This is a genomic window from Sinomonas halotolerans, from assembly GCF_039615075.1.
In the GTDB taxonomy this organism is placed as follows: Bacteria; Actinomycetota; Actinomycetes; order Actinomycetales; family Micrococcaceae; genus Sinomonas; species Sinomonas halotolerans.
Genome location: NZ_JBDFRB010000024.1, coordinates 1 through 24,011 on the forward strand (window position 1 = coordinate 1; position 24,011 = coordinate 24,011).

The window sequence follows — 24,011 nt, forward strand, 5'->3', positions numbered from 1 at the left end:
TGAACTGCTCCCGGGAAGTTGGACCGTGAAATTCCGTTCCGTCTTCTGGGGAGCAGTGCATGCGTGTGGAGAGTTCGTTGTCCGTGGGGCAGCGGTCGGCGGCTGTAGCTTTGTTCGAGCAGGGTCTCGCTGATCGTGCCGCGGCGACGCGGCTGGGGGTGTCCCGGTGGCCGGTGCAGCGGCTGTATCGGCGTTGGGTGATCCGTGGCAGAGGAGCGCTGGTGGCCAAGACGACGAAGCGGTCGTACTCGTTCGAGCTGAAGCTGGCGGTGGTGAAGGGCTACCTCGCGGGCGCGGGCTCTGCTGCGGCCTTGGCCAGGGAGCATGGCCTGTCCTCCGGGAAGCTGGTCGAGGCGTGGGCACGCGCGTTCCGGGACGGCGGTGAGGACGCGCTGCGGCCCCGGCCCAGGGGCCGTCCGGCCCGGGCCGGCGGCGCCGCCGCGGGCGAGCTGACCGAGCTGGAGCGGCTGCGGGCGGAGAACGAGCGGCTGCAGGCTGAGAACGCCTACCTGAAAAAATTGCGGGCCTTGAGGGCGCACGGACGGCAGTGAAGGCCCACGCTGTCGCCTCCCTCAAGGCCGAGCACCGCCTGCCGGTGCTGCTCGAGGTGGCCGGGCTTGCCCGGTCGACGTTCTTCTACCATCAGGCCAGGCTCGACCGGGCGGACCCCCGGGCCGGCCTCAAGGACGCGGTCCGGGCGGCGTTCGAGGCCGCGCGCGGACGCTACGGGCACCGCAGGGTGCACCGGGAGCTCGTCAAGGCCGGCTGGCAGGTGGCCAAGAAGACGGTGCTGGAGCTCATGCGCCAGCTCGGCCTGGCCTGCCACGTCCGCCGGAAACGCCGCTACGCCTCCTACCGGGGCGAGGCCGGCCCGGTCGCAGAGAACATCATGGACCGCCAGTTCAGCGCCGAGTCCCCGAACCAGAAGTGGGTCACCGACGTGACCGAGTTCCGGGTCGGCAACGACAAGCTCTACCTGTCCCCGGTCATGGACCTGTTCAACCGCGAGATCATCGCCTACTCCACCGGCCGATCACCGAACCTGCAGCTGGCCACCTCGTCACTGCGCCAGGCACTCACCGCCCTAGGGCCCGGGGAACATCCGGTCGTGCACTCCGACCAGGGGTTCCAGTACCAGCACCGCACCTGGCGGAAGCTGCTCGCCGACGCCGGCGCCACACAGTCGATGTCCCGCAAGGGCAACTGCTTCGACAACGCCGTGATCGAGAACTTCTTCGGCCACCTCAAGGAAGAGTGCTTCCACCACGTCCGCTACCTCAGCATCGAGGCACTCGAGCACGCCCTGCACGACTACATCCGCTGGTACAACAACGAACGCACCTCGCAACGGCTCCAGGGCCTGAGCCCGGTCGAATACCGCGCACAGGCCCTGCCCGCCTAGGATCTCAATAAACCAGTCCAACTATCGGGGACCAGTTCACAACGGGCCGGACGGGACCCCACAACGCTAAGAGAGGCGCGCCGCCCTGACTCCGGCCACCACGCCCACGAGCGCGCCGTGGAGCGGGTGATCCGGGGCGAGCCCAGTGATCTCGGTGACGAGGCCGGCGTCGGGCTCCCCGGAGGCGAGGAGCTCCTGGAGGCGGGCCGCCTCGTCGTCGCCCGGCGCGTCGAAGCGCAGCGCGGCGCCCACCGCAGCGAGCAGCGCGTCCGTCGGCAGGCCCCGTTCGGCGAGCTCGGCTGCGGGGCCGATGAACCGCTCGTGGCGCGAGAGCTTGCGCAGTGGGGCGCGCCCCACCCGCTCCACGGTGTCCGGCAGCTCCGCGTTCGCGAAGCGGGCGAGGATCTTCTCGATGTAGGCCTGCTGCTCGTGAGGGGCGAACCCGTACTTGGCCACGAGGAGCGCCTTCGTCTCGGCGAGCACGCCCTCGACCCTCGCCTGGACCTCGGGGTCAGCGACGGCCTCGGCGATCCGTTCCCTGCCCGCGGCCCGGCCGAAGTACGCCGCGGCCGCGTGGCCCGTGTTGACCGTGAAGAGCTTGCGCTCGATGTACGGTCCCAGCGAGTCCACCCACGTCACGCCCGGGATCTCGGGGACGGCCTCCCCGAACGGCCCGCGCTCGATCGCCCACTCGAAGTACGGCTCCACGCGGACGTCGAGCCCCCCGGGCTCCTGGGCGGGGACGATCCGGTCCACTGCGGTGTTGGCGAACACGGCGCGCGCGTCCACCGCGGCGTCGTCGAGCCCCTCGCCCGCTGCGGCGGCGCGGACCTCGCGCTCGAGGATGTCCGTCGCGTTGATCGCGTTCTCGCAGGCCATCACCGCCACACGCCCGCCGTCTGCGGGCCGGGCGGCGAGGCCGCGGGCGATCGCTGGGGCCACGAACTTCAGGATGTTCGGGCCCACGGCGGTCGTCACGACGTCCGCGGCGGCGATCCGCGCGATGAGGCCGGCCTCGTCGGTGGCCGAGTTCACGGCCTCGTAGCCGTCCACCACGTGGTCCCTGCCGCCCTCGCCCACCTCGTGCACGGTGTACTCGGGGGTCGCGTTGAGCCCGTCGATGAGCGGCGCGGCGACATCCGCGAACACGAGCCGGTAGCCGGCGCCGTGCAGGATCAGGCCCACGAATCCGCGGCCGATGTTCCCTGCGCCGAAGTGGACGGCCGTCTTCTGCCGGTCCTGGGCCTCCCCGGTCATCCGTTGACCTTCCCGAGGATCTCGAGGACCTCGTCCACGGTGCTCGCAGCCTCGAGGCGCGCCACCTGCTCGCGGTCCCCGAACACCTTGGCGATCCGGGCGAGGATGCCCAGGTGCTCCTTGTCCTTGCCGGCGATCCCGACGACGAACTTGACCGGCTTGCCATTCCAGTCGATCGGCTCCGCGTAGCGGGCGAACGTCACGGCAGAGGCCTTGATGTGGTCCTTGGCCTCATTGGTGCCGTGCGGGATCGCGAGGAAGTTGCCCATGTAGGTCGAGACGGACTGCTCACGCTCGTGCATCGCATCCAGGTACGCGCCGTCCACGGCTCCCGCGGCGAGCAGGAGGCGCCCGGCCTCGTCGATCGCGCCGGCCATGTCCGCGGCGCCGCCGGCGAGCAGCACGGATTCGCGGCGCAGCACCGGGTGTGCCTCGGCGGACGACGGCGGTGCCGCCTCGGCCTCGGCCGTCGCCGCGGGTGCGGCGGAGGTGTCGCCGGGACCCGCCTTCTCGGCGTCGAGCACCTCGACAATCTCGTCGTACTTCGGGCTGCCCATGAAGTTGTCCACGGTCACGACCTGTGCGCTCGGGGTCTTCTCCTGGGCACGCAGGGCGAGGTCCTGGTGCACCACGACCATGTCGTAGGTGTCCGTGAGGCTCGCGATCGAGGAGTTGGTGACCGTGACGTCGTCGTGCCCTGCGGCCCGGATCTTGTTGCGGAGCACCGAGGCGCCCATCGCGGAGGAGCCCATTCCGGCGTCGCACGCGAAGACGATGCTCTTCACTCCGGTGCCGGTCAGGGTCGCCGTCCCGGCGGCCGCGCTGCCGCTGCCGAGGACGGTCGAGGCCATGGACTTCCTGCCCTTCATCTCCTCCATCTGCGCGGTGGCGGCGGAGAGGTCGCCCTCGCCCTTGTCCTTGGACAGGCGCAGGATCACGGAGGCGATGAGGAAGGACACGGCGCATGCGAGGACCACTGCCAGGATCACACCGACGTACGAATCACGCGATGTCTGCGCCATGACCGCAATGATCGAGCCCGGGGCCGACGGGGCCACGAGGCCCGAGTTCGTCAGCGCCAGGGTCGCGATGCCGGTCATGCCGCCGGCGATCGTGGCGAGGATGAGGATCGGCTTCATGAGAACGTACGGGAAGTAGATCTCGTGGATGCCGCCGAAGAAGTGGATGATCGCCGCGCCCGAGGCGGAGGCCTTCGCAGCCCCGCGGCCGAAGAGCATGTAGGCGAGGAGCACGCCGAGGCCCGGGCCGGGGTTGGCCTCGAGGAGGAACAGGATGGACTTGCCCTGCTCGAGCGACTGCTGGGTGCCGAGCGGGGTGAGGACGCCGTGGTTGATGGCGTTGTTGAGGAACAGGACCTTGCCCGGCTCGATGAGCAGCGAGGTCAGCGGGAGCAGGCCGTTGTCGACGAGGAACTGCACCGCCCGGCCAGCCGCGTTGCTGCCGGCCTCGACGAGCGGTGCGATGCCGTAGAAGCCGATGAGCGCCAGGACGGCCGCCCAGATGCCGGCAGAGAAGTTGTTGACGAGCATCTCGAAGCCCGGCCGGATCCTGTGCGTCCAGATCGCGTCGAGCTTCTTCATGGTCCACCCGCCGAGCGGGCCCATGATCATCGCGCCGACGAACATCGGGATGTCAGCACCGACGATCACGCCCATCGCTGCGATCGCACCGACCACGCCGCCGCGGACGTCATAGACCATCCGGCCGCCCGTGTAGGCAATGAGGAGCGGGAGGAGGTACTTGATCATGGGGCCCACGAGTCCCACGTTCGGCGTGCCGTCGGTCTCCCCGAAGCCTCCCAGCTGGGGGACGGGGAGGAAGCCCTTCTCGATGAAGAGGGCGGTGATGAGCCCCCAGGCGATGAAGGCGCCGATATTCGGCATGATCATCCCGGAGAGGAAGGTGCCGAACTTCTGCACCCCGGCGCGTGCCGTGTGCAGGCGCGACGGCGCTGCGGTTGTCGACATGGTGTGTCCTGCTTTCCTAGGGCAGAGGCAGCATGCGGCTGCACAAGGGGGTGGGGTCAGCGGTCCTGGCGGGGCGGTTCTGCGGGGCCTGCCGGCGGGGTCGCCGTGGAGAGCCGGTGGAGCCATTCCAGGAAGAGCTTCATCTCGGTGCCGGACAGCTGGTCCGGGTGCGAGGACTGGAGCGTCGCGTTGAGGGCGATCGCCGCAGCGACGTAGCTGGGCTGCCCGCCTCTCGACGAGGGCGTTCCGGCGGAGGCGGCATCGAGGATGCCGGGGTCGGTCAGGACAGAGCGCAGGACAGCGTCCCGCGTCTGCGCTGAGAGGGTGTTGGCCGCCGTGGCCTCAGCGGCGTCTGCCGGGGAGGCGTCGCCTTCGGTGGCGTCGGCGATGAGCATGAGCGTCACGCCGATGTTGGCGGCGAGGATGGCCCTCGCGGCCTCGAGCGGCGGGACGGCGAGGTGGCCCTCGGCCGCGAGTCGGGTGAGCTCGCGCTCCAGGAGCCTCTCGGCCTCGGCGACGACGACGGGACGCCGACTGGGGCCGGAGCTCCCGAACATGAGCATGTAGAGCTGGGCGTGGGTGATGCCGAACTGGACGTGGACGTCCCAGAGCCGCCGGACATCCTCGACGGGGATGCCGGAGCGCTCGATGCTCCCCTCGCTCTGCATGAACTCCTCGAATCCCCGGGCCACGACCGCCTCCATGAGGCCGTCCTTGTCCCCGAAGTGGTGGTAGAGGGTGGGCGCCGTGACGCCCGCGAGGTCGGTGATCTGACGCGTGGAGACGGCGGCTCCGCCGGAGGAGGCCAGGAGTTCCATGGCCGCCTGGATGAGCCGTTCCCGGGGAGAGGCCTTGGGCGCCTCTGCCCGGGCTGCGCCGCCGTCGGCGCCCGCCACTGTTTCACGCATGGCCGCTAGCGTACGGCATATAGCAACGCTATAACAACCGCGAAATGTGCCGCATCTCACACGCCGGGAGGTCTGCGTCGGCATGTGACGCAGATCATGAAGCGGCCTTGTTATAGCAGTGCTATAGGCGCTAGGGTAACGCCCAGACCTCTGCGCCGGGGCCTCCTGAGACCCGGCATCCTCGACGAAAGGACCCCCATCATGCAGCAGTTCCACGGCGTCGGTGTGACACCGGGACGCGTCCTCGGCCCCGTGCTGCAGATGCCCGCCCCGGTCGCCGAGCCGGCGCCCGGCATCGTCGCCGGATCCGATGCCGTGGCGGACGCCGAGCGAATCAAAGCCGCCTCGAAGGCGGTCCAGACGGCCCTCAAGGACCGGGCCGCCACGGCCACCGGGGACGCGAAGGGCGTCCTCGAGGCCACCGCGATGATGGCCGCGGACCCCATGCTCGTCAAGGGCGCGGTCAAGCTCCTCGACCCCGCCACCGAGGGCGGCCCCCGGTCTGCCGAGCGGGCGGTATGGGACTCTGGCGCCGCCGTGGCGCAGAAGCTCACGGCCCTGGGCGGCTACATGGCGGAGCGCGCTGCGGACATCCTCGACGTGCGCTCACGCATCGTCGCCGAGCTCCGCGGGCTCCCCGCCCCGGGCATCCCGGCCTCGGACGCGCCGTTCGTCCTCGCCGCCGAGGACCTCGCCCCCGCTGACACCGCGACCCTGGACCCCGCCAAGGTCATCGCGCTCATCACCTCGGGCGGCGGCCCCCAGTCGCACACCGCCATCCTGGCCCGCTCGCTCGGCCTCACGGCCGTGGTGGCTGCGGAGGGCGTGGACCGGATCGCGGACGGCACCGAGGTGTACGTGGACGGCGGCGCCGGCACCGTCATCGCCGGGCCGGGCCAGCCCGAGCGGGACGCCGCGGCCGCGTGGGCCACCCAGGCTTCGGCCCTCGCCGCCTTCGAGGGCAGCAACACGCTCGCGGACGGCCACGCCGTCCCGCTGCTGGCCAACGTGGGCACGGGCAAGGACGCGGCGAAGGCCGCGGCTGCGGGCGCGGAGGGTGTGGGCCTGCTGCGCACCGAGTTCTGCTTCCTGGACCGGGACAGCGAGCCGACGCATGACGAGCAGGTGGCGGCGTACGGCGCCGTCTTCGCCGAGTTCCCGGGCAGGAAGGTCGTGATCCGCACGCTGGACGCCGGCGCGGACAAGCCCCTGCCGTTCCTCACCAACACGGACGAGCCGAACCCCGCCCTCGGCGTGCGCGGGTACCGCACCGACACCACGAGCCCCGGCGTGCTGGCCCGCCAGCTCGCTGCGATCGCCGCCGCCGCGGGACAGCACGAGGCGGACGTGTGGGTCATGGCCCCCATGATCGCTACCCCCGAGGAGGCGGCGCACTTCGTCTCCCTGGCCCGCGAGGCCGGGCTCCGGACCGCCGGCGTCATGGTGGAGGTCCCCTCGGCGGCCCTCACCGCGCGCCACGTCCTCGCGCATGCGGACTTCGCCTCGCTGGGCACCAACGACCTGACCCAGTACGCCATGGCCGCAGACCGCATGCTCGGTCCCCTCGCCGCCCTCAACAACCCGTGGCAGCCCGCCGTCCTGCACCTCATCAAGGCGACATGCGACGGCGCCCGTGCCGCTTCCGCCGCTGGTTCCGCTTCCGGTTCCGCTGCCGAGCAGAAGCCCAAGCCGGTCGGCGTGTGCGGCGAGGCCGCGGCGGACCCGGCGCTCGCGGCCGTGCTCGTGGGGCTCGGCGTCTCGACCCTCTCGATGACCCCTCGGGCACTCGCCGCGGTCAACGCCGTCCTGGCCACGATCACGCTCGCGAAGGCCCAGGAGCTCGCGGGCATTGCGCTCGAGGCGGCCTCCGCCGTCGAGGCACGCGACGCCGTCCGCGCCCACCTGCCCGTCCTCGAGGAGCTGGGGCTCTGAGGAGACGGGGCGCACGCCCCCGGTTACCCGCGGGGAACAAAAACGGCCCCGGGGGCGCATAATAGGCAGACAGGGCCCCGCGCAGCAGCTCCCGTGAGCTGCTAGCGTTGGCCCCATGCACTCGCAGCAGCGAGCAACCCAACACCAGGGATCTGGACGACAACAGCCGTAGGAATAGCCGGCAACCCAGCGCATGTGCGTGCTCTGGCGCGCACCCAAGGCTGTGCGACACACGTCGCCGAGTCATCTCGATGTCGACCCACCCCAGGAGTGACAGTGTCCAGAACGTTCGCCTTCCTCGCCTGCGCAAGCGGCGCCACCGTGGACACGCTGTCCCTCGATACACAGACCGGCCAGCTAGACCGCGTCTCCCGCGTCGCCGGGCTCGGCCGGGTCTCGGCCCTCGCCCTCGACCCCGCGGGCACCCTCTACGCGGCGGTGAACAGCGAGCCCCGCCGCACTCTCGCGCTCGCGCTGGACCCGGCAGGCGGTGCACCGGATCCGGTCGCCGACCGGCCGGTGCCGGTGAGCTCGTGCTACCTCTCGCTCACGGAGGACGGCACGCGGCTGCTGAGCGCGTCCTACCACGAGGGCCTCGCGCTCGGCTACCCGGTGCCCGCCGAGGACCAGGAGACACCCGGGAGCGCCGCGACCGCCGGCCTGGGCGGCCTCACCGAGTACCGTTCAGGCCGCAACACGCACAGCGCGCTCCCGAGCCCGGACGGGCGCTTTGCATACACGGCCTCCCTCGGCGACGACCGGATCAGCTGGTTCGCGCTGGACGCCGCGGCGCCGGGCTCCTCCGCGCACGACGCCGGCACTGTCGCCCCGAGCGGGTACGTCGCCTGCGAGCCGGGCTCCGGCCCGCGGCACATCGTGTTCGACCGGACCGGACGGCATGCGTTCGTCCTCCACGAGCTCTCCGGCGACGTGACCGTGTACGAGCGGGACGCCGAGACGGGCGCGCTGGACCTGGTCTGGACTGCCTCCGCGGTGGAGGGCCTCGAGCTCCTGCCGGGCCTGGTCCGCTCCCCCGCGACCGAGGATCCCGGCCAGGGCGTGGTGTGGTGCGCAGACCTGCGCCTCACACCGGACGGCCGCTTCCTGTTCACCACCGAGCGGTCCACGAGCACGGTCGCGGCCCTGCTCGTGCACGAGCACGGCAAGCTCGAATTCCTCCGGCACACCATGACCGAGGCGCAGCCGCGCGGCATGGCGATCGACCCCACTGGGCAGTTCCTGCTCGTGGCCGGGGAGAGGTCCAACCACGTCACGTCCTACCGGATCGACCCGGAGGACGGCACCCTCGAGGACGTCTCGCGCGTCGAGACCGCGGACGGCCCCCTCTGGATCGAATGCTGGACGCCGGCCGCGGGCTGACCCCGCGCCGGTCGGCATGACGCCGGGCGGTCTGCCCGCAGATGGCCTGACCACGGGCGGCCTCCTCTGGCGGGGCAGACGACGGCGGGCTGGGCACCGTGCCCAGCCCGCCGTCGTCGTCCCTCCCCTCAGCCGAGGGCAGGACTGCTCACATCGAGTACTCGATCACCCCGCCCTGGTGCAGGCAGAGGATGTTGCCGTCGGGATCGGCGAACCACGAGGCACGCTCCCCGCCCTGCGACCAGATGTGGTGCTCATCCGTCTTGAGGCCGGGGAGGTCGTAGTCCTCGAAGTGCACGCCGTGCCCTTCGAGATCGGCCATGGCGGTCTCGAGGTTCTCCACCTCGAACGTCAGGGCAGTGTGCCCCGAGTGGACCGCGTTCGCGTCCACCATGAGGCCGAGGGATGCGGATCCGTCCAGACCGAGGATGGTCATCCCGGTCGGGTCCTTGCCGCGGACAGGGAGCCCCAGCGCCCCCTCGTAGAAGGTCCTGGCCCGGCCTTCATCGGCCACCGTCAGGATCGTGGTTGATGGTTTCATCGCCAGCGACATGCTGCACCTCCACGAGGATTGGACGGCGCCATTCTACGCCCGCGGCGCCCCGAGGGACCCTGCAGGATCAGCCCTCCGCGACCGGGACCGGCCACTCCTTCGCCACGAGCGTGAGCACGTCGTAGGTCGCGACGATCTCGTCGTCCTGGTTGGTCAGGACGGCGTCCCAGCGGACCTCGCCGTACTCGTCGGTGACGCGCGGGGTGATCTCCTTGGCGGTGAGCGTGACCCGGATCGAGTCCCCGGCCGGGACCGGGGTGATGAACCGCAGGTTCTCGAGGCCGTAGTTGGCCAGGACCGGGCCGGGCTCCGGGGAGACGAACAGGCCGGCCGCCCAGCTCACGAGCAGGTAGCCGTGGGCCACGATCCCGGGGAAGAACGGGTTGGCCGCGGCGGCCTCCTCGTTCGTGTGGGCATAGAACGTGTCGCGGGTCTCGTTCGCGAACGCCGTGATGTCCTCGAGGGTCACCTGGCGCAGGCCAGACCTCACGGCGTCCCCGATGCGCAGCTGCGCGAGGGACTTGCGGAACGGGTGCGTCGAGGGGTCGTCGGTGTCCGCGAGGTTCCGGTCCGCGCCCGTGTGCCACACGCCCGTCACGGCCGTGAGCATGTTGGGCGAGCCCTGGATGGCCGTGCGCTGCATGTGGTGCTTGACCGAGCGGATGCCGCCGAGCTCCTCGCCGCCGCCCGCGCGGCCGGGGCCGCCGTGGACGAGGTGCGGGACCGGGGAGCCATGGCCCGTGGAGGACTTCGCGTCCTCGCGGTTGAGCACGAGCACGCGGCCGTGGTGCGCCGCGATGCCGGTCACGAGGGCCTGCGCGGTGGCCGGGTCGTTGGTGCACACCGAGGCGACGAGCGAGCCGGCGCCGAGGGCCGCGAGCTGCACGGCCTCCTCGAGGCTCGAGTAGCCGATGACGGACGAGACCGGGCCGAACGCCTCGGTGCCGTGCAGGGCCGGTGCGAGCGCGTCGTCCCACGTCAGGACCACGGGCGCCATGAAGGCGCCGTCCGCGACCACGGACTTCTCGCCGCTGGCCGTGACGACCTCGGGAGCCTCGAGCGAGCCGAACGCGATCCGGCCGCCGGCCGCGACGAGGGACTCGACCGCGCCGCGCACGTCATGGAGCTGCTCGAGCGAGGCGAGCGCGCCCATCGTGACGCCCTCGGCACGCGGATCCCCCACGACCACGCGCTCGGTGACGCGCGCGCCGATGGCGGCAACGACGTCGTCCACGAACTCCTGCGGCACGATGGTGCGGCGCACGGCCGTGCACTTCTGGCCGGCCTTGACCGTCATCTCGGTGACCACGGACTTCACGAACGCGTCGAACTCCGGGGTTCCCGGGCCGGCGTCGGGCCCGAGGATCGCGGCGTTGAGCGAGTCCGTCTCGGACGTGAAGCGCACGCCGCCGTGGACCACGTTCGGGTGGGACTTGAGCATGTTCGCGGTGCCGGCGGAGCCCGTGAAGGACACCATGTCCCGGTAGTCCAGCTCGTCCAGGAGCGTGCGGGCCGAGCCGGAGACGAGCTGGACCGAACCAGCCGGGAGGATTCCGGATTCGACCATGAGGCGCACCATGGCCTCTGCGACGTAGCCGGTCGGGGTCGCGGGCTTCACGATCGTGGGGACGCCGGCGACGAAGGCCGGGGCGAACTTCTCGAGCATGCCCCACACGGGGAAGTTGAATGCGTTGATCTGCACGGCCACGCCCGGGATGCGCGTGTAGATGTGCTCGCCGGCGAACGATCCGTCCTTCGAGAGGTTCTCCATGGGGCCGTCGACGATGACGTTCGTGTTGGGCAGTTCCCGGCGGCCCTTCGAGCCGAACGTGAAGAGCACGCCGATGCCGCCGTCGATGTCCACCATCGAGTCGATCTTGGTGGCGCCCGTCTTGGACGAGAGCGCGTACACCTCCTCGCGGCGGCCGTTGAGGTACTGCGCGAGCTCCTTGAGCTTGAGGGCGCGCTCGTGGATGGTGAGCTCCCCGAGGGACTTCTGGCCCACCGTGCGGGCGTGCTCGACCATGCCGGCCAGGTCCAGTCCGTCGGCGTTCACGACGGCGAGCAGCTCACCCGTGCTCGCGTCGCGCACCTGGGCGCCGCGTCCGGAGCCCAGCGCTTCCGTGTCCGGGGTCCACCAGGCGTCGCGGACGTAGCTGGGGACGACCGTCACGGCAGAGGTCTGGGTGGCGGGGGCTTCCGGGGCAGTGGTCATCGTCGACGATCCTTCCGAGAGGCTGGGCCGGTCGGGCCCGCGCGGGATGCGGGCCGCAGGGAAATACTGACCGGCCGTTCGGTAATGGATCCAGAATACACGGTGACCACGGGCGGGACGAGGGGGACGGGCGGAACGGGGGCCGCCGCCGCTCGTGCGGCCCCCCGCCTGCCTGCCCCGCCAGATCCGCTCAGGCGGTGGGCACGAGGCCCGGTGTGCCGTCCGCGATCTCGAAGCTCGCCTGCGTGGTCGCCGCCGCGCCCGGGGTGCTCACCCGGTCCAGGACGCGGAAGTCCGCCGACATGGACGACGCCGTGATGCGCGTGCGCACGTAGCCGCGCCGGTCGCTGTAGTACTTCAGGTGCGGGTTCCACTCCATCATCGAGCTCGTCGTCGAGCCGGAGCCGTCGCCGTTCGAGGTGACCGAGGAGCACACGAGCTCGGAGCCCACCACGGGCGCGTCGGTGTCCTTGAAGTCCACCCGGATGTCGCTCGCCCAGTGCCGGTGCACGTCCCCGGTGAGGACGACCGCGTTGCGCACCCCGGCGTCGATCCAGCCCTGCGTGATGCGGCGGCGGGAGGCGGCGTATCCATCCCAGCCGTCCATCGAGACGTCGTCGACCTCGAGCGGGCGGTCGCGGTCCCTCTCGGAGAAGAACACCTGCTGGCCGAGCACGTCCCACCGGGCTTCCGAGGCGCGGAAGCCGTCGAGGAGCCACCGCTCCTGCGCGGCACCGGTGATCGTGCGGGACTCGGCGAACCGCTCCGAGACGTTCTCGCGCCAGCCGTCGCCGGCCAGCTGGTCATCGCGATACTGGCGCGTGTCCAGCATGTGGAAGTTCGCGAGCCGGCCCCATGCGAGGCGGCGGTAGATCTGCATGTCCGAACCGACCGCCGCCGCGGATGCCCGCAGCGGCATGTTCTCGTAGTACGCCTTGAAGGCGGCGGCGCGGCGCTCGAGGAAGCGCGCGGCCGTGTCGTTCATCTGGCCGGGGTCGGAGTTCTCGGGGATCCCGGCGGCCCAGTTGTTGTCCACCTCGTGGTCGTCCCAGACCACGGCCCACGGCGCCATGGCGTGCGCGGCCTGGAGGTCGGCGTCGCTCTTGTACTGGGCGTGGCGCTGGCGGTACCCCGCGAGCGTCACGGTCTCGGGGCCGTCGTGGTGGCGGATGTTGCCGCCGGGGAGGGTGTAGACGTTCTTCCGGTACTCGTAGGCGTAGTCGCCGAGGTGGAGGATGAGGTCCGGCTGGTCCTCCGCCATCCTGCGGTAGGCGGTGAAGTACCCGTGCTCGTACTGCGCGCAGCTCGCGAAGGACATGGTGAGGGCCGCAGGCATCTCGTGCGGGGCCGGGGCCGTGAGCGTGCGGCCCACAGCGCTCAGGTGGCGGCCGGCACGGAAGCGGTAGAAGTACTCGCGGCCCGCGCGCAGGCCCATGAGCTCCACGTGCACGGAGTGCGCGTCCTCGATGAGCGCCACGGCCGTGCCGCGGGCCACGACCGCGCGCATCGCGGCGTCCTCTGCCACCTCCCACTGCACCTCCACCGGGCGGGGAGGCATGCCCCCGAGACCGTCCTCGGCGAGCGGGTCCAGGGCGAGCCGGGTCCAGAGGACGAACCCGTCCGGCCACGGGTCGCCCGAGGCGACGCCGAGCGTGAAGGGGTCGGTGCGGAGGCCGTTCGCGGAGGCGTCGTCCGAGGACGCGAACGCGGCCGAAGGTGCCGCGAGGCCGGCCGCGGCAACGGTGCCGGCGCCGAGGCCGCCGGCCAGGAGGGACCTGCGGGAGAGGGGACGGTGGGCGGAACGCGCGGGGCGCGGCTCGAGAGCATCCATGGGCGCCACGCTAGGGACACGGCGTGGCAGCCGGGCGGAAGTGGCATGAACCGCCGCTTCGCTGGGTATGAACTGTGCGTGAATTGCCACGAAGACCCTTGCCGCCGCAATCCCGACGGCTACGACAACGAACGCTAGGAGCCATCATGGCCTCGCAACGCTTCGGCCGGGGACTCGCCGCCCTCATCGCGGCCCTCGGCCTCATCTTCCTCGGCAGCTCCCCCGCCACAGCCGCCCCGGGCGGCTACGTCGCGGTCGGGGACTCCATCGCCGCGGGCGTCGGCGCCGGCACCGTGCTCGACGCGTGCGGCCGCACCGACGCGGGCTACGCCGCCCTGCTGGGCGCCTCGCCGAACCTCGGCTGCTCGGGTGCGACCACAGGGGACGTGCTCGCCACCCAGGTGCCCGCAGTCCCCCGCAACGCCACGGACGTGACCGTGACGGTCGGTGCGAACAACGTGGGCGTCTCGTCCGTCTACTACGCCTGCATCCCGGATCCGAACACGCTCGCGTGCGCGGCTGCGGTCCAGAAGGCGCTCTCCGCGATCGCGGCGGTGGACAGGCAGGTCGCCGCGGTGGTGGACGCCGTCCAGGCCCGGGCCAAGAAGGCCAACGTCGTGGTCACGGGGTATCCGCTCCTGCTGGCCCAGGACCCCTACTCGACGCTCGATGACGTGGTGAACGGCGCGACCCTCGCGCTCAACTACGAGATCTACCTCGGCGCACGCGCCTCCGGCGCCCAGTACGTGGACGTCGTCGGCGCGTTCCTGGGCCACGGCATCGGCTCCTCGGACCCGTGGATCAACAGCGCGGGCGAACCAGCGCCCTACCATCCCAACGCAGCCGGCTACCAGGCCTACGCAGCGGCTATCGCGCCGCGCCTGTAGCCGGTTTTCGCCTCCTGTTTCACACCCGAAATCGGGAGGCAACATTCGTCCAGGGCCGCCCCAGCAGGCCAGCGGCTCACTCCTGGAGCTTGGCCCTGACCGCGGCGATCTCGGCCGCGGACAGGCCGTGCTCGAGGAGGAAGCGCTCGACGTCGAGGCCCGCCGCGAACGCCGTGAGCGCCTCCTGCCGCTCCGCGAGCAGCGTGGCGAGCTCCTCGTCGTCGTGCCAGCGCTCGTACGGGTGCTTCACGGGGCTGATGCGGTGCCACTCGTTGATGCCGCGCACGCTTGCCTCGTACTGCTCGGCCGCCGCCCGCCCCGCCCCGGCGGGGTCCGCGAGCTGCAGGAGCATCGTCACGATGAGCCCCGTCCTGTCGCGCCCGGCGGAACAGTGGAGCACCACCCCGCCGGGCGCCTCGGCGATCGCGCGGAAGACCTGGACCATCCGGTCCGGGAAGAGCCGCATGATCTCCGCATACCCCTCCGGATGGTTCAGGTACGGCGGGGTGCGCACGGCGTACGCCTCGGCGTGCTCGGGGTGCCCCGGGTCCTCGGTCGGCGCGCTCACGACGGCGATCCCCGCCATCGCCTCGGGACTCACCTGGGGGTCGGCTGCCCGGCGGCGCTGCTCCCCGGGGCTGCGAAGGTCGACGACGGTGCTGACGCCGTCGTCGTGCATCTGCCGCCACCCGCGTTCGGTGAGCCATTCGCGCCGGCCCATGCGGTAGACCGATCCGCGCACATGGCGCGCGTTGACGGCCCCCTCCCAGTCGACGCGCCTCATGGCCCCACCCTACGTTGAGGGGTCCCTGCCGCCCCGTTGTGGGGTCCCTGCCGCCCCGTGGTGAAGTCCTTGGCGCCCCCGTGCACGAGCCACCGCGCGGCCCACCCCGTGACGGCCGCCATGGACACCGCCATCGCGGCCGCGCCGAGCGCGCCGATCGCGAGGACCAGCCAGAGCGGCTGGCCCTCGGTCCACAGGGGCGTCGCGACGGCGAAGAAGGCGCCGAGGCCAGCGCACCAGGCGGCTGCCGTGGCGACGATCCACGTCCAGGCGTGGGGCACGAGGCGGCGCAGTTCGAGCCACTGGCCCGTTCCGATGCTCGCGAGCAGCGCGGCTCCCAGGACGGCACCGCCCCCGATCACGGCGGGAAGCGGCCAGGCCGTCCACGCCTCCCACGTGGTGGAGGGGAGCATCCCCAATGCCCAGGCCACCGACGCGGCCGCCGCCGTGAGCGCGATGAAGCGGCCGCGGCGGAGGCCGGGGAGGGCAATGCCGAGCTGCCACGCCTGGACAGCGCCCAGGACGGCGCCCTCCCCTGCGCCAGCGGCTGCGAGGATGAGCGCTGCGGGAAGGTCCGGCACGGCGAGGGCGAGGTTCAGGGCCTCGGCGCCCAGCGGCACGAGGAACCCGGCGAACTCTCCGAGGGAGACCCACCCAAGCCAGGGGCCGAGGAAGGCCCGGCGGTCAGCTCCAGTCGTAGAAGCCCTTTCCGGTCTTGCGGCCGAGCTCGCCGGCGGCGACCTTGTCCCGGAGGATCTGCGGCGGGGCGAACCGCTCGCCGAGGGTGGCGTGGAGGTACTCGGCGATGCCCAGGCGCACGTCCAGACCCACGATGTCGGTGGTCTTCAGCGGTCCGGTGGGGTGCCTGTAGCCCAGCACCATGGCGTTGTCGATGTCCTCGGCGGAGGCGACGCCCTCCTCGACCATGCGCATGGCCTCGAGGGCGATCGCGACGCCCAGGCGCGAGGAGGCGAAGCCGGGGGCGTCGTTGACCACGACCGCGGTCTTGCCCAGGCCCTTGACCCAGCCGCGCGCGGCGGCGCCGGCCTCCTCGGAGGTCTTCTCCGCGATCACGACCTCGATGAGGGTCGAGGCCGGGACGGGGTTGAAGAAGTGCAGGCCGAGGAACTGCTCGGGCCGTGCCAGGGACTCGGCCAGCTTCGTCACCGACAGCGAGGAGGTGTTCGTGGCCAGGAACGCCCCCGGTGCGAGCTCGCGCTCGACGGCCGTCAGCGCCGTCGTCTTCAGCTGCGGGTCCTCCGGCACGGCCTCCACGACGAGGTCCCGGTCGGCGAACGCGGCGTAGTCCACGCTCGTGGTGAAGGACTCGAGGACCTCGTCGAGGTTCGCATCAGCCGTCCCCCGCTCGATCGACTTCGCGACCGAGGCCTCCACCCGTTCCCGCGCGCCCTGCGCGGCCTGCTCGTCACGCTCGACGACCACCACGTCCGCCCCGCCCATGAGGAACGCGTGCGCGATGCCCGCGCCCATGCGCCCGCCGCCGAGGACGCCGACGCGCTCGGGGAGGCCCTCGGCCAGGTTGATCTTGCCCATCTCTACTTCCCGTCCTTGGTCTTCTTCTTCTCGAGGAACGCCTGCATGCGGTCGAACTTGGCCTGGGACTCGAACAGCATGCCCTGGGCCAGGGTGTCGATCACCGGGTGCGCCTCGCGCGGGGCGTGGAACACGGCCTTGGAGATCCGCACCGCGAGGGGATCCTGCTCCCCGATCCGGTCCGCGAGGCGGTGTGCGGCAGGGATCAGGTCCTCCGGGGACACGAGCTCGGTGATGAGCCCGGCCGCGAGGCACTCCGAACCCTTCAGGACCCGCCCGGCCAGGAGGACCTCCTTCGCGAGCGGCTCGCCCACGAGCTCTCGCAGGCGCCACGTCGCACCGGCCGCGGCCATGATCCCCAGCCCCGTCTCGGGGTTGCCCATGCGCAGCGACTCGGTGCCGATCCGGAAGTCCGCCGCGTACGCAAGCTCGGCCCCGCCCCCCAGCGCGTACCCCTCCAGCGCCGCGACCACCGGCATGGGGAGCTTCGCGATCCTGTCGAACACCCCCGAGTTGATCCCGGCCAGCGCATCATCCCGGCGCCGCTGGCGCAGCTGGGCGATGTCCGCCCCGGAGGCGAAGATCCCCTTCGCCCCCGTGCCCGGGTCCGCCGGGGTGCCCGAGAGGATCAGGACCTTCGGATGCGCCTCCAGATACGCGCAGACCGCGTGCAGCTCGCCAACCATCGCCGCATCGATCGCATTGCGCACTTCCGGGCGGTGCAGGCGCACGTGCACCCGGTCGTCGCGCTCCTCGACCACCAGCGTCGTGAACGCCGAAGCGTCAAGGCGGGCCCCGCCGTCGTGCGTGCCCGCCGCCGTGCCCTCCGCCTGTCCGGCAGACGACGCCGACGGGGCGCCTGCCGCGGTCGCGGTGCCCGCCGTCGTGCCCGTCTCTGCCTGCCGCTCCATCAGACCCCCTCGACCAGAAGCGCCGTGCCCTGGCCGACGCCGACGCACATGGTCGCCAGCCCCAGCTTCCGGCCCGGACCCGTGAGCTCGCGCTCCATGCGGCCCAGGAGCGTCACGACGAGGCGCGAGCCCGAGGAGCCGAGCGGGTGGCCGAGAGCGATCGCGCCGCCGTCGTTGTTCACGATCCCCTCGTCCAGCTTGAGCTCGCGCATGACCGCGAGGGACTGGGAGGCGAACGCCTCGTTGAGCTCGACCGCGCCGAGGTCGCCCACAGCCAGGCCCGCCCGGTCGAGGACCTTCTGCGTGGCCGGGACCGGGCCGATGCCCATGATCTCCGGGGCGACGCCGGCCGAGGCGCCGTCGAGGATCCGGGCGCGCGGGGACAGGCCGAACCGCTCGATCGCGGCCTCGGAGGCCACGACGATGGCCGAGGCGCCGTCGTTGAGCGTGGACGCGTTGCCCGCGGTCACGACCGAGCCGCCCTTCACGACCGGGCGCAGGCCCGCGAGGACGTCCATCGTGGTCCCGGGCCGGGGGCCCTCGTCCGTGTCGACCACGCTGGTGGCACCCTTGCGGCCCGCGACCGTCACGGGCACGATCTCGGGCGCGAACCGGCCCGCCTCGATCGCTGCCAGGGCGCGCTCGTGCGAGCGCACGGCGAAGGCGTCGCAGTCCTCGCGCGAGGTGCCGAAGACCCGGGCGACCTCCTCGGCGGTCTCGGGCATGGAGTAGGTGGCCTTGCCATCCCGGGAGAGCTCGCCGGAGAGGAAGGCGGGGTTGGTGAAGCGCCAGCCGATCGAGGTGTCGAATGCCGCGCCGGGCTTGGCGAAGGCCTTGTCCGGCTTCTCCATGACCCACGGAGCGCGGGACATGGACTCGACGCCGCCCGCGACCACGATGTCCGCCGCGCCCGCCTTGACCATGTGGGAGGCCATGATGATCGCCGAGAGGCCCGAGGCGCACAGGCGGTTCACAGTGATGCCCGGCACGCTGTCCGGGAAGCCGGCCAGGAGCCAGGCCATGCGGGCCACGTTCCGGTTCTCCTCGCCCGCCCCGTTCGCGTTGCCCAGGATCACCTCGTCGACGGCTGCAGGGTCGAGGCCCGCCCGCTCGACCGCGGCGCGCACCGTGAGCGCGGCCAGATCGTCGGGGCGGACGGACGAGAGGGAACCGCCGTAGCGCCCCACCGGGGTGCGGGCGCCGCCGATCAGAAAGGCCTCAGCCATGTGCACTTCCTTATGCCTAGTCTCACGCGGTCTCGGGCCGGGCGCTCCGCACAGAGGCGCAAATAGTTACCGACCGTTCGTTCTATAAAGAGTGGCACTCCGCCCCGCGGGGGTCAACCCGGCCGTCACAGAGCTGGCGGGCGGAAACCGCCGGGACGGCGGGCGCAGCGCGGCGGGCGGAGCGGCCGGGGAGCGCGGAACGGCCAGCGGGGGCCGTTCGTTCAGTCGTCGATGCTTCCACAATCATCCGTGGCCACCGCGCGCCCGCGCCGGTTCGGCCGCTTCACAGTCTTGGACGCGCTAGCGATCGTCCTCTACCTCGGCCTGCCCTTCGCGGTCGTGCTCGTGCCCGCCGAGAGCCTCCCGGGGCTGGGGAGCGATCCTCTCATCGCCTCCTACCTCTTCAACCTCGCGGTGTACGCAGTGGTGTTCGTGGCCGCGATGCTCGCTGCACGGCAGTATGTGGTCCGGGACCTGCGGATCCTCCGGACACGGCCGTGGTTCACGCTCGGGATCCTGCCGCTGCTCCTCGTGGTGATGCTGATCGTGACCGTGATCGTCGTGGTGATGGCCGGCGGGGTGCAGGTCTCGCAGAACCAGGCAGGGCTCGAGGAGATGGCCCGCCGCGTGCCGTGGTACCTCACCGCTCCGCTGCTCGTGCTGATCGGGCCTTTCGTCGAGGAGTACATCTTCCGGCACCTCATGATCGGCAAGCTGAGCCTCTACGTGAACCGGTGGATCTGCTACACGGCCTCCGTGGTGCTCTTCGCGGCCCTGCACATCGCAGGCCGGGAGGCCATCACGTTCCAGACCCTCGCGCCGTACCTCGGACTCGGCCTCGTGCTCGTGTTCGCCTACGCGTGGACCGCGAACAACCTCATGTTCAGCTACTTCCTGCACGCGCTCAAGAACGCCCTGTCCGTCGTGCTCATGTACTCGCTGGACATCTCCTCGCTCGCCCCCTAGGAGCACAACGGCCAGCGCGCATCGAGGTCGGCGCGGCGTCGATCCGCACCGATTGGGAGGCGACGCGTACCTTCGCGGCAGTCGCATTGACCTGCACGTTCGGCGCGTGTGCTCCTGCTCGCGTTGGACTGCGGCACAGCGACTCCTGCGGCGCGCCGCCCGCGACACGGCGCACCGCCGGTCCATAACGAGCAGGAGCACACATGGGCCCGCGGCACTGGCTTCGTCTGCGGACGCGATCTGTCCTGCTGTCCCTTCCCGTTGCGCGTGGCGCAGCCTAGCGTGGGGCCATGGCGTACCGATTCCAGGTAGTGATCGATTCCCGCGACCCGCACGCCCAGGCGGACTGGTGGGCGGAGACCCTCGACTGGACGGTCGAGCCGAGCGATGAGGACTTCATCCGCAGCATGATCGCGCAGGGATTCGCGACCGAGGCGGAGACCACCACCCACAACGGGGTGCTCGTGTGGGCGAGCGCGCAGGCGATCTGCCCGCCGGACCAGGTGGGACGGAAGGACCGCCAGCGCTTCCTGTTCCAGGCCGTCCCCGAGGGCAAGACGGTCAAGAACCGCGTGCACTGGGACGTGCGGCTCGAGGGCGAGAACAAGGATGAGGTGCGCGCGCGGCTCGAGTCCCGCGGCGCCACGCTCCTGTGGGAGGGCCACGAGGGCCCGCATGGCTGGTACACGATGGCGGACCCGGAGGGGAACGAGTTCTGCATCTCGTGAGCCGGCCGGCTCACTGCCCCGGAGAGCCGAGTGGCCCGACACCCGGCTCAGAGACCCCGCGGGGCGGGGCGCCTAGTAGCCCAGGGACTGCGCCGAGGTCCGCAGCGCCTCGGCCGAGTGCGCGAGCCGCGCCAGCTCGCCGTCGTCCATCGGGATGTCCAGGACGCGCCGCACCCCGCCGGCGCCCACCACGGAGGGCAGGCTGAGGGCGACGCCCTCGATCCCGAACTGGCCGGCGAGCACGGTCGAGACGGGCAGCACGGCATCCTCGCGGCCCAGGACCGCCTCCACGATCCGCGCCGCCGAGAGGCCGATCGCGTAGTTCGTGGCGCCCTTGCCCTGGATCACGCGGTAGGCGGCGCTGGCGACCCCCCGTGCGAGGTCGTCCAGCGTCTCGGGCGTGAAGGGGCGGGTGCCGTCCGCCGCGGTCCAGTCGCGCAGCGGGACGCCCCCGATCGTGGCGCCCGTCCAGAGCGGGAACTCGGTGTCCCCGTGCTCGCCCACGATGTAGGCGTGCACGGAGGAGCGGGACACGCCCGCCCGCTCGCCCACCATCCACCGCAGACGGGCGGTGTCCAGGACGGTGCCGGAGGCGAACACCCGGCCGGCGGGGAGGCCCGCGATGCGCTGGGCGACGACCGTGAGGACGTCGCATGGGTTGGTGACGAGGATGTACACGGCGTCCGGGGCCTGTTCGAGGAGCGAGGGCATGAGGGATTCGAGGATCCTCGCGTTCGTGCCCGCAAGCTCGAGGCGGGTCTGCCCGGGCCGCTGCTTCGCGCCCGCGGTGATGACGACGACGTCCGCGCCCGCCGCGAGGGAGATGTCCGTGCCGCCGGTGATGCCCGAGGACCCCGTGAACTGGGTGCCATGCGCGAGGTCGAGGACCTCGGCCTCGACCTTGGGCGCGTCGATGTCGTAGAGGACCACCTCGCGCGCGGATCCCCGGATCAGCGCGGCGTACGCCGTCGAGCTGCCCACCGCGCCGGCGCCCACCACCACGAGCCTGCCATTCTGAGCCGCCATGAGGCCAGACTAGACTCTCCTCACGTGACCACTACGCCGAGTGAACCGCACGCCCTGCCCGAGCGCGTCTCCGACACCTTCGATCCGCTGCACTGGCGCGAGGTCGAGGGCTTCGGCTTCGAGGACCTCACGTACCACCGGCAGGTCGAGCGCGACGCGGGCGGCGCGGTGGTCCGGGACCTTCCGGCGGTGCGCATCGCGTTCAACCGGCCCGAGGTCCGCAACGCGTTCCGCCCCGGCACAGTGGACGAGCTGTACCGCGCGATGGACCACGCGCGCATGACGCCGGATGTCGCCACCGTCATCCTCACCGGCAACGGTCCCTCCCCCAAGGATGGCGGCCACTCGTTCTGCTCCGGCGGCGACCAGCGCATCCGCGGCCGCGAGGGGTACCGGTACGCGACCGGGGACACGGCGGAGACGATCGACCCGGCCCGCGCGGGCCGCCTCCACATCCTCGAGGTCCAGCGGCTCATGCGGACCATGCCCAAGGTGGTCATCGCCGTCGTCAACGGCTGGGCGGCCGGCGGCGGGCACTCGCTGCACGTCGTCGCGGACCTCACGATCGCGAGCCGCGAGCACGGGAGGTTCAAGCAGACCGACGCGACCGTGGGGTCCTTCGACGCCGGCTACGGCTCGGCGCTGCTGGCCCGCCAGATCGGGCAGAAGCGCGCGCGGGAGATCTTCTTCCTGGCCCGCGAGTACTCGGCCGAGGACATGGTCGCGATGGGCGCCGTGAACGAGGCCGTGGACCACGCGCGGCTCGAGGAGGTCGCGCTGGAGTACGCCGCGGACATCGCCCGCCAGTCGCCGCAGGCCATCCGCATGCTCAAGTTCGCCTTCAACCTCGCCGACGACGGGCTCGCGGGCCAGCAGGTCTTCGCCGGCGAGGCGACCCGCCTCGCCTACATGACGGACGAGGCCGTCGAGGGCCGCGACGCGTTCCTCGCCAAGAGGGATCCGGACTGGAGCCCCTTCCCCTACTACTTCTGACCGCCCGGCCCCCGGACGGGACCCCACATTGAACTGCTCCCGGGAAGTTGGACCGTGAAATTCCGTTCCGTCTTCTGGGGAGCAGTGCATGCGTGTGGAGAGTTCGTTGTCCGTGGGGCAGCGGTCGGCGGCTGTAGCTTTGTTCGAGCAGGGTCTCGCTGATCGTGCCGCGGCGACGCGGCTGGGGGTGTCCCGGTGGCCGGTGCAGCGGCTGTATCGGCGTTGGGTGATCCGTGGCAGAGGAGCGCTGGTGGCCAAGACGACGAAGCGGTCGTACTCGTTCGAGCTGAAGCTGGCGGTGGTGAAGGGCTACCTCGCGGGCGCGGGCTCTGCTGCGGCCTTGGCCAGGGAGCATGGCCTGTCCTCCGGGAAGCTGGTCGAGGCGTGGGCACGCGCGTTCCGGGACGGCGGTGAGGACGCGCTGCGGCCCCGGCCCAGGGGCCGTCCGGCCCGGGCCGGCGGCGCCGCCGCGGGCGAGCTGACCGAGCTGGAGCGGCTGCGGGCGGAGAACGAGCGGCTGCAGGCTGAGAACGCCTACCTGAAAAAATTGCGGGCCTTGAGGGCGCACGGACGGCAGTGAAGGCCCACGCTGTCGCCTCCCTCAAGGCCGAGCACCGCCTGCCGGTGCTGCTCGAGGTGGCCGGGCTTGCCCGGTCGACGTTCTTCTACCATCAGGCCAGGCTCGACCGGGCGGACCCCCGGGCCGGCCTCAAGGACGCGGTCCGGGCGGCGTTCGAGGCCGCGCGCGGACGCTACGGGCACCGCAGGGTGCACCGGGAGCTCGTCAAGGCCGGCTGGCAGGTGGCCAAGAAGACGGTGCTGGAGCTCATGCGCCAGCTCGGCCTGGCCTGCCACGTCCGCCGGAAACGCCGCTACGCCTCCTACCGGGGCGAGGCCGGCCCGGTCGCAGAGAACATCATGGACCGCCAGTTCAGCGCCGAGTCCCCGAACCAGAAGTGGGTCACCGACGTGACCGAGTTCCGGGTCGGCAACGACAAGCTCTACCTGTCCCCGGTCATGGACCTGTTCAACCGCGAGATCATCGCCTACTCCACCGGCCGATCACCGAACCTGCAGCTGGCCACCTCGTCACTGCGCCAGGCACTCACCGCCCTAGGGCCCGGGGAACATCCGGTCGTGCACTCCGACCAGGGGTTCCAGTACCAGCACCGCACCTGGCGGAAGCTGCTCGCCGACGCCGGCGCCACACAGTCGATGTCCCGCAAGGGCAACTGCTTCGACAACGCCGTGATCGAGAACTTCTTCGGCCACCTCAAGGAAGAGTGCTTCCACCACGTCCGCTACCTCAGCATCGAGGCACTCGAGCACGCCCTGCACGACTACATCCGCTGGTACAACAACGAACGCACCTCGCAACGGCTCCAGGGCCTGAGCCCGGTCGAATACCGCGCACAGGCCCTGCCCGCCTAGGATCTCAATAAACCAGTCCAACTATCGGGGACCAGTTCA

At 71.5% G+C, this 24,011-nt stretch carries 22 protein-coding genes; 10 read left to right on the plus strand and 12 right to left on the minus strand.

Annotation, left to right across the window (positions count from 1 at the left end; genetic code table 11):
- Positions 1–221: 221 nt before the first annotated feature.
- The gene (locus tag ABCQ75_RS15875) at positions 222–551 is read left to right on the plus strand and encodes a helix-turn-helix domain-containing protein (protein ID WP_345883781.1); all 330 of its coding nucleotides are present in this window, start codon (positions 222–224) and stop codon (positions 549–551) included.
- Positions 548–1,402 carry an IS3 family transposase gene (locus tag ABCQ75_RS15880; protein ID WP_345883780.1) on the plus strand — a complete coding sequence of 285 codons (855 nt, stop codon included), beginning with the start codon at positions 548–550 and terminating at the stop codon, positions 1,400–1,402. Before ABCQ75_RS15875 ends, ABCQ75_RS15880 begins: the two co-directional genes overlap by 4 nt.
- 66 nt (positions 1,403–1,468) lie before the next feature.
- Here ABCQ75_RS15880 and ABCQ75_RS15885 read toward each other — a convergent pair whose 3' ends face one another.
- The 3 genes from ABCQ75_RS15885 to ABCQ75_RS15895 are packed head-to-tail and all read right to left on the minus strand — an operon-like array spanning position 1,469 to position 5,555.
- Positions 1,469–2,659 carry a mannitol-1-phosphate 5-dehydrogenase gene (locus ABCQ75_RS15885; protein ID WP_345886607.1) on the minus strand — a complete coding sequence of 397 codons (1,191 nt, stop codon included), beginning with the start codon at positions 2,657–2,659 and terminating at the stop codon, positions 1,469–1,471.
- The gene (locus ABCQ75_RS15890; protein WP_345886608.1) at positions 2,656–4,647 is read right to left on the minus strand and encodes a PTS mannitol transporter subunit IICBA; all 1,992 of its coding nucleotides are present in this window, start codon (positions 4,645–4,647) and stop codon (positions 2,656–2,658) included. Before ABCQ75_RS15890 ends, ABCQ75_RS15885 begins: the two co-directional genes overlap by 4 nt.
- Before the next feature lie 56 nt (positions 4,648–4,703).
- Positions 4,704–5,555, minus strand: a complete 852-nt coding sequence (locus ABCQ75_RS15895) for a TetR/AcrR family transcriptional regulator (protein WP_345886609.1) — start codon at positions 5,553–5,555, stop codon at positions 4,704–4,706.
- A 201-nt stretch (positions 5,556–5,756) separates the two neighbouring features.
- Here ABCQ75_RS15895 and ABCQ75_RS15900 point away from each other — a divergent pair, with 201 nt between their 5' ends.
- Both ABCQ75_RS15900 and ABCQ75_RS15905 read left to right on the plus strand, forming a co-directional pair.
- On the plus strand, positions 5,757–7,487 hold the full coding sequence (locus ABCQ75_RS15900) for a putative PEP-binding protein (RefSeq protein WP_345886610.1): 1,731 nt from the start codon (positions 5,757–5,759) through the stop codon (positions 7,485–7,487).
- Positions 7,488–7,763: 276 nt separating this feature from the next.
- A complete protein-coding gene (locus ABCQ75_RS15905) occupies positions 7,764–8,867 on the plus strand; it encodes a lactonase family protein (protein WP_345886611.1) in 1,104 nt (367 codons plus the stop codon).
- 148 nt (positions 8,868–9,015) lie between these two features.
- Here the strand turns inward: ABCQ75_RS15905 and ABCQ75_RS15910 are convergent, their stop codons facing one another.
- The 3 genes from ABCQ75_RS15910 to ABCQ75_RS15920 form a co-directional block, all read right to left on the minus strand.
- Positions 9,016–9,408 (minus strand): VOC family protein, encoded by a 393-nt coding sequence (locus tag ABCQ75_RS15910; RefSeq protein ID WP_345886612.1) that lies wholly within the window; start codon positions 9,406–9,408, stop codon positions 9,016–9,018.
- Between the two features lie 79 nt (positions 9,409–9,487).
- Positions 9,488–11,635 carry a phenylacetic acid degradation bifunctional protein PaaZ gene (paaZ, locus tag ABCQ75_RS15915; RefSeq protein WP_345886613.1) on the minus strand — a complete coding sequence of 716 codons (2,148 nt, stop codon included), beginning with the start codon at positions 11,633–11,635 and terminating at the stop codon, positions 9,488–9,490.
- 190 nt (positions 11,636–11,825) lie between these two features.
- A complete protein-coding gene (locus ABCQ75_RS15920) occupies positions 11,826–13,466 on the minus strand; it encodes an alkaline phosphatase D family protein (protein ID WP_345886614.1) in 1,641 nt (546 codons plus the stop codon).
- Between the two features lie 146 nt (positions 13,467–13,612).
- On the opposite strand from ABCQ75_RS15920, the gene ABCQ75_RS15925 reads away from it, so the two are divergent.
- Complete coding sequence (locus ABCQ75_RS15925; RefSeq protein WP_345886615.1) at positions 13,613–14,353, plus strand: GDSL-type esterase/lipase family protein; 741 nt, start codon at positions 13,613–13,615, stop codon at positions 14,351–14,353.
- Positions 14,354–14,429: 76 nt separating this feature from the next.
- On the opposite strand, the gene ABCQ75_RS15930 is transcribed toward ABCQ75_RS15925, so the two are convergent.
- The 5 genes from ABCQ75_RS15930 to ABCQ75_RS15950 form a co-directional block, all read right to left on the minus strand.
- The gene (locus tag ABCQ75_RS15930) at positions 14,430–15,137 is read right to left on the minus strand and encodes a tyrosine-protein phosphatase (RefSeq protein ID WP_345886616.1); all 708 of its coding nucleotides are present in this window, start codon (positions 15,135–15,137) and stop codon (positions 14,430–14,432) included.
- Positions 15,134–15,757, minus strand: a complete 624-nt coding sequence (locus ABCQ75_RS15935; protein ID WP_345886617.1) for a hypothetical protein — start codon at positions 15,755–15,757, stop codon at positions 15,134–15,136. Before ABCQ75_RS15935 ends, ABCQ75_RS15930 begins: the two co-directional genes overlap by 4 nt.
- 64 nt (positions 15,758–15,821) lie before the next feature.
- Positions 15,822–16,691: a 3-hydroxyacyl-CoA dehydrogenase family protein gene (locus ABCQ75_RS15940; protein WP_345886618.1), complete on the minus strand. Its 870-nt coding sequence runs from the start codon at positions 16,689–16,691 to the stop codon at positions 15,822–15,824.
- Between the two features lie 2 nt (positions 16,692–16,693).
- Complete coding sequence (locus ABCQ75_RS15945) at positions 16,694–17,602, minus strand: enoyl-CoA hydratase/isomerase family protein (RefSeq protein ID WP_345886619.1); 909 nt, start codon at positions 17,600–17,602, stop codon at positions 16,694–16,696.
- Positions 17,602–18,828, minus strand: a complete 1,227-nt coding sequence (locus ABCQ75_RS15950) for a thiolase family protein (protein ID WP_345886620.1) — start codon at positions 18,826–18,828, stop codon at positions 17,602–17,604. Before ABCQ75_RS15950 ends, ABCQ75_RS15945 begins: the two co-directional genes overlap by 1 nt.
- Positions 18,829–19,077: 249 nt before the next feature.
- Here ABCQ75_RS15950 and ABCQ75_RS15955 point away from each other — a divergent pair, with 249 nt between their 5' ends.
- Positions 19,078–19,794 carry a CPBP family intramembrane glutamic endopeptidase gene (locus ABCQ75_RS15955; RefSeq protein WP_345886621.1) on the plus strand — a complete coding sequence of 239 codons (717 nt, stop codon included), beginning with the start codon at positions 19,078–19,080 and terminating at the stop codon, positions 19,792–19,794.
- 290 nt (positions 19,795–20,084) lie between these two features.
- Complete coding sequence (locus ABCQ75_RS15960; protein ID WP_345886622.1) at positions 20,085–20,522, plus strand: VOC family protein; 438 nt, start codon at positions 20,085–20,087, stop codon at positions 20,520–20,522.
- 72 nt (positions 20,523–20,594) lie between these two features.
- Here ABCQ75_RS15960 and ABCQ75_RS15965 read toward each other — a convergent pair whose 3' ends face one another.
- Positions 20,595–21,548: an L-lactate dehydrogenase gene (locus ABCQ75_RS15965; RefSeq protein WP_345886623.1), complete on the minus strand. Its 954-nt coding sequence runs from the start codon at positions 21,546–21,548 to the stop codon at positions 20,595–20,597.
- A 24-nt stretch (positions 21,549–21,572) separates the two neighbouring features.
- Between ABCQ75_RS15965 and ABCQ75_RS15970 the strand changes: the two genes are divergently transcribed.
- The 3 genes from ABCQ75_RS15970 to ABCQ75_RS15980 all read left to right on the plus strand — a co-directional run bounded on the left by ABCQ75_RS15970 (position 21,573) and on the right by ABCQ75_RS15980 (position 23,972).
- Entirely contained in the window at positions 21,573–22,541 is a 969-nt protein-coding gene (locus ABCQ75_RS15970) for a 1,4-dihydroxy-2-naphthoyl-CoA synthase (protein ID WP_345886624.1), read from the plus strand.
- A 250-nt stretch (positions 22,542–22,791) separates the two neighbouring features.
- A complete protein-coding gene (locus ABCQ75_RS15975; RefSeq protein WP_345883781.1) occupies positions 22,792–23,121 on the plus strand; it encodes a helix-turn-helix domain-containing protein in 330 nt (109 codons plus the stop codon).
- The gene (locus ABCQ75_RS15980) at positions 23,118–23,972 is read left to right on the plus strand and encodes an IS3 family transposase (protein ID WP_345883780.1); all 855 of its coding nucleotides are present in this window, start codon (positions 23,118–23,120) and stop codon (positions 23,970–23,972) included. The genes ABCQ75_RS15975 and ABCQ75_RS15980 overlap by 4 nt, the downstream gene beginning before the upstream one ends.
- Positions 23,973–24,011 lie beyond the last annotated feature (39 nt).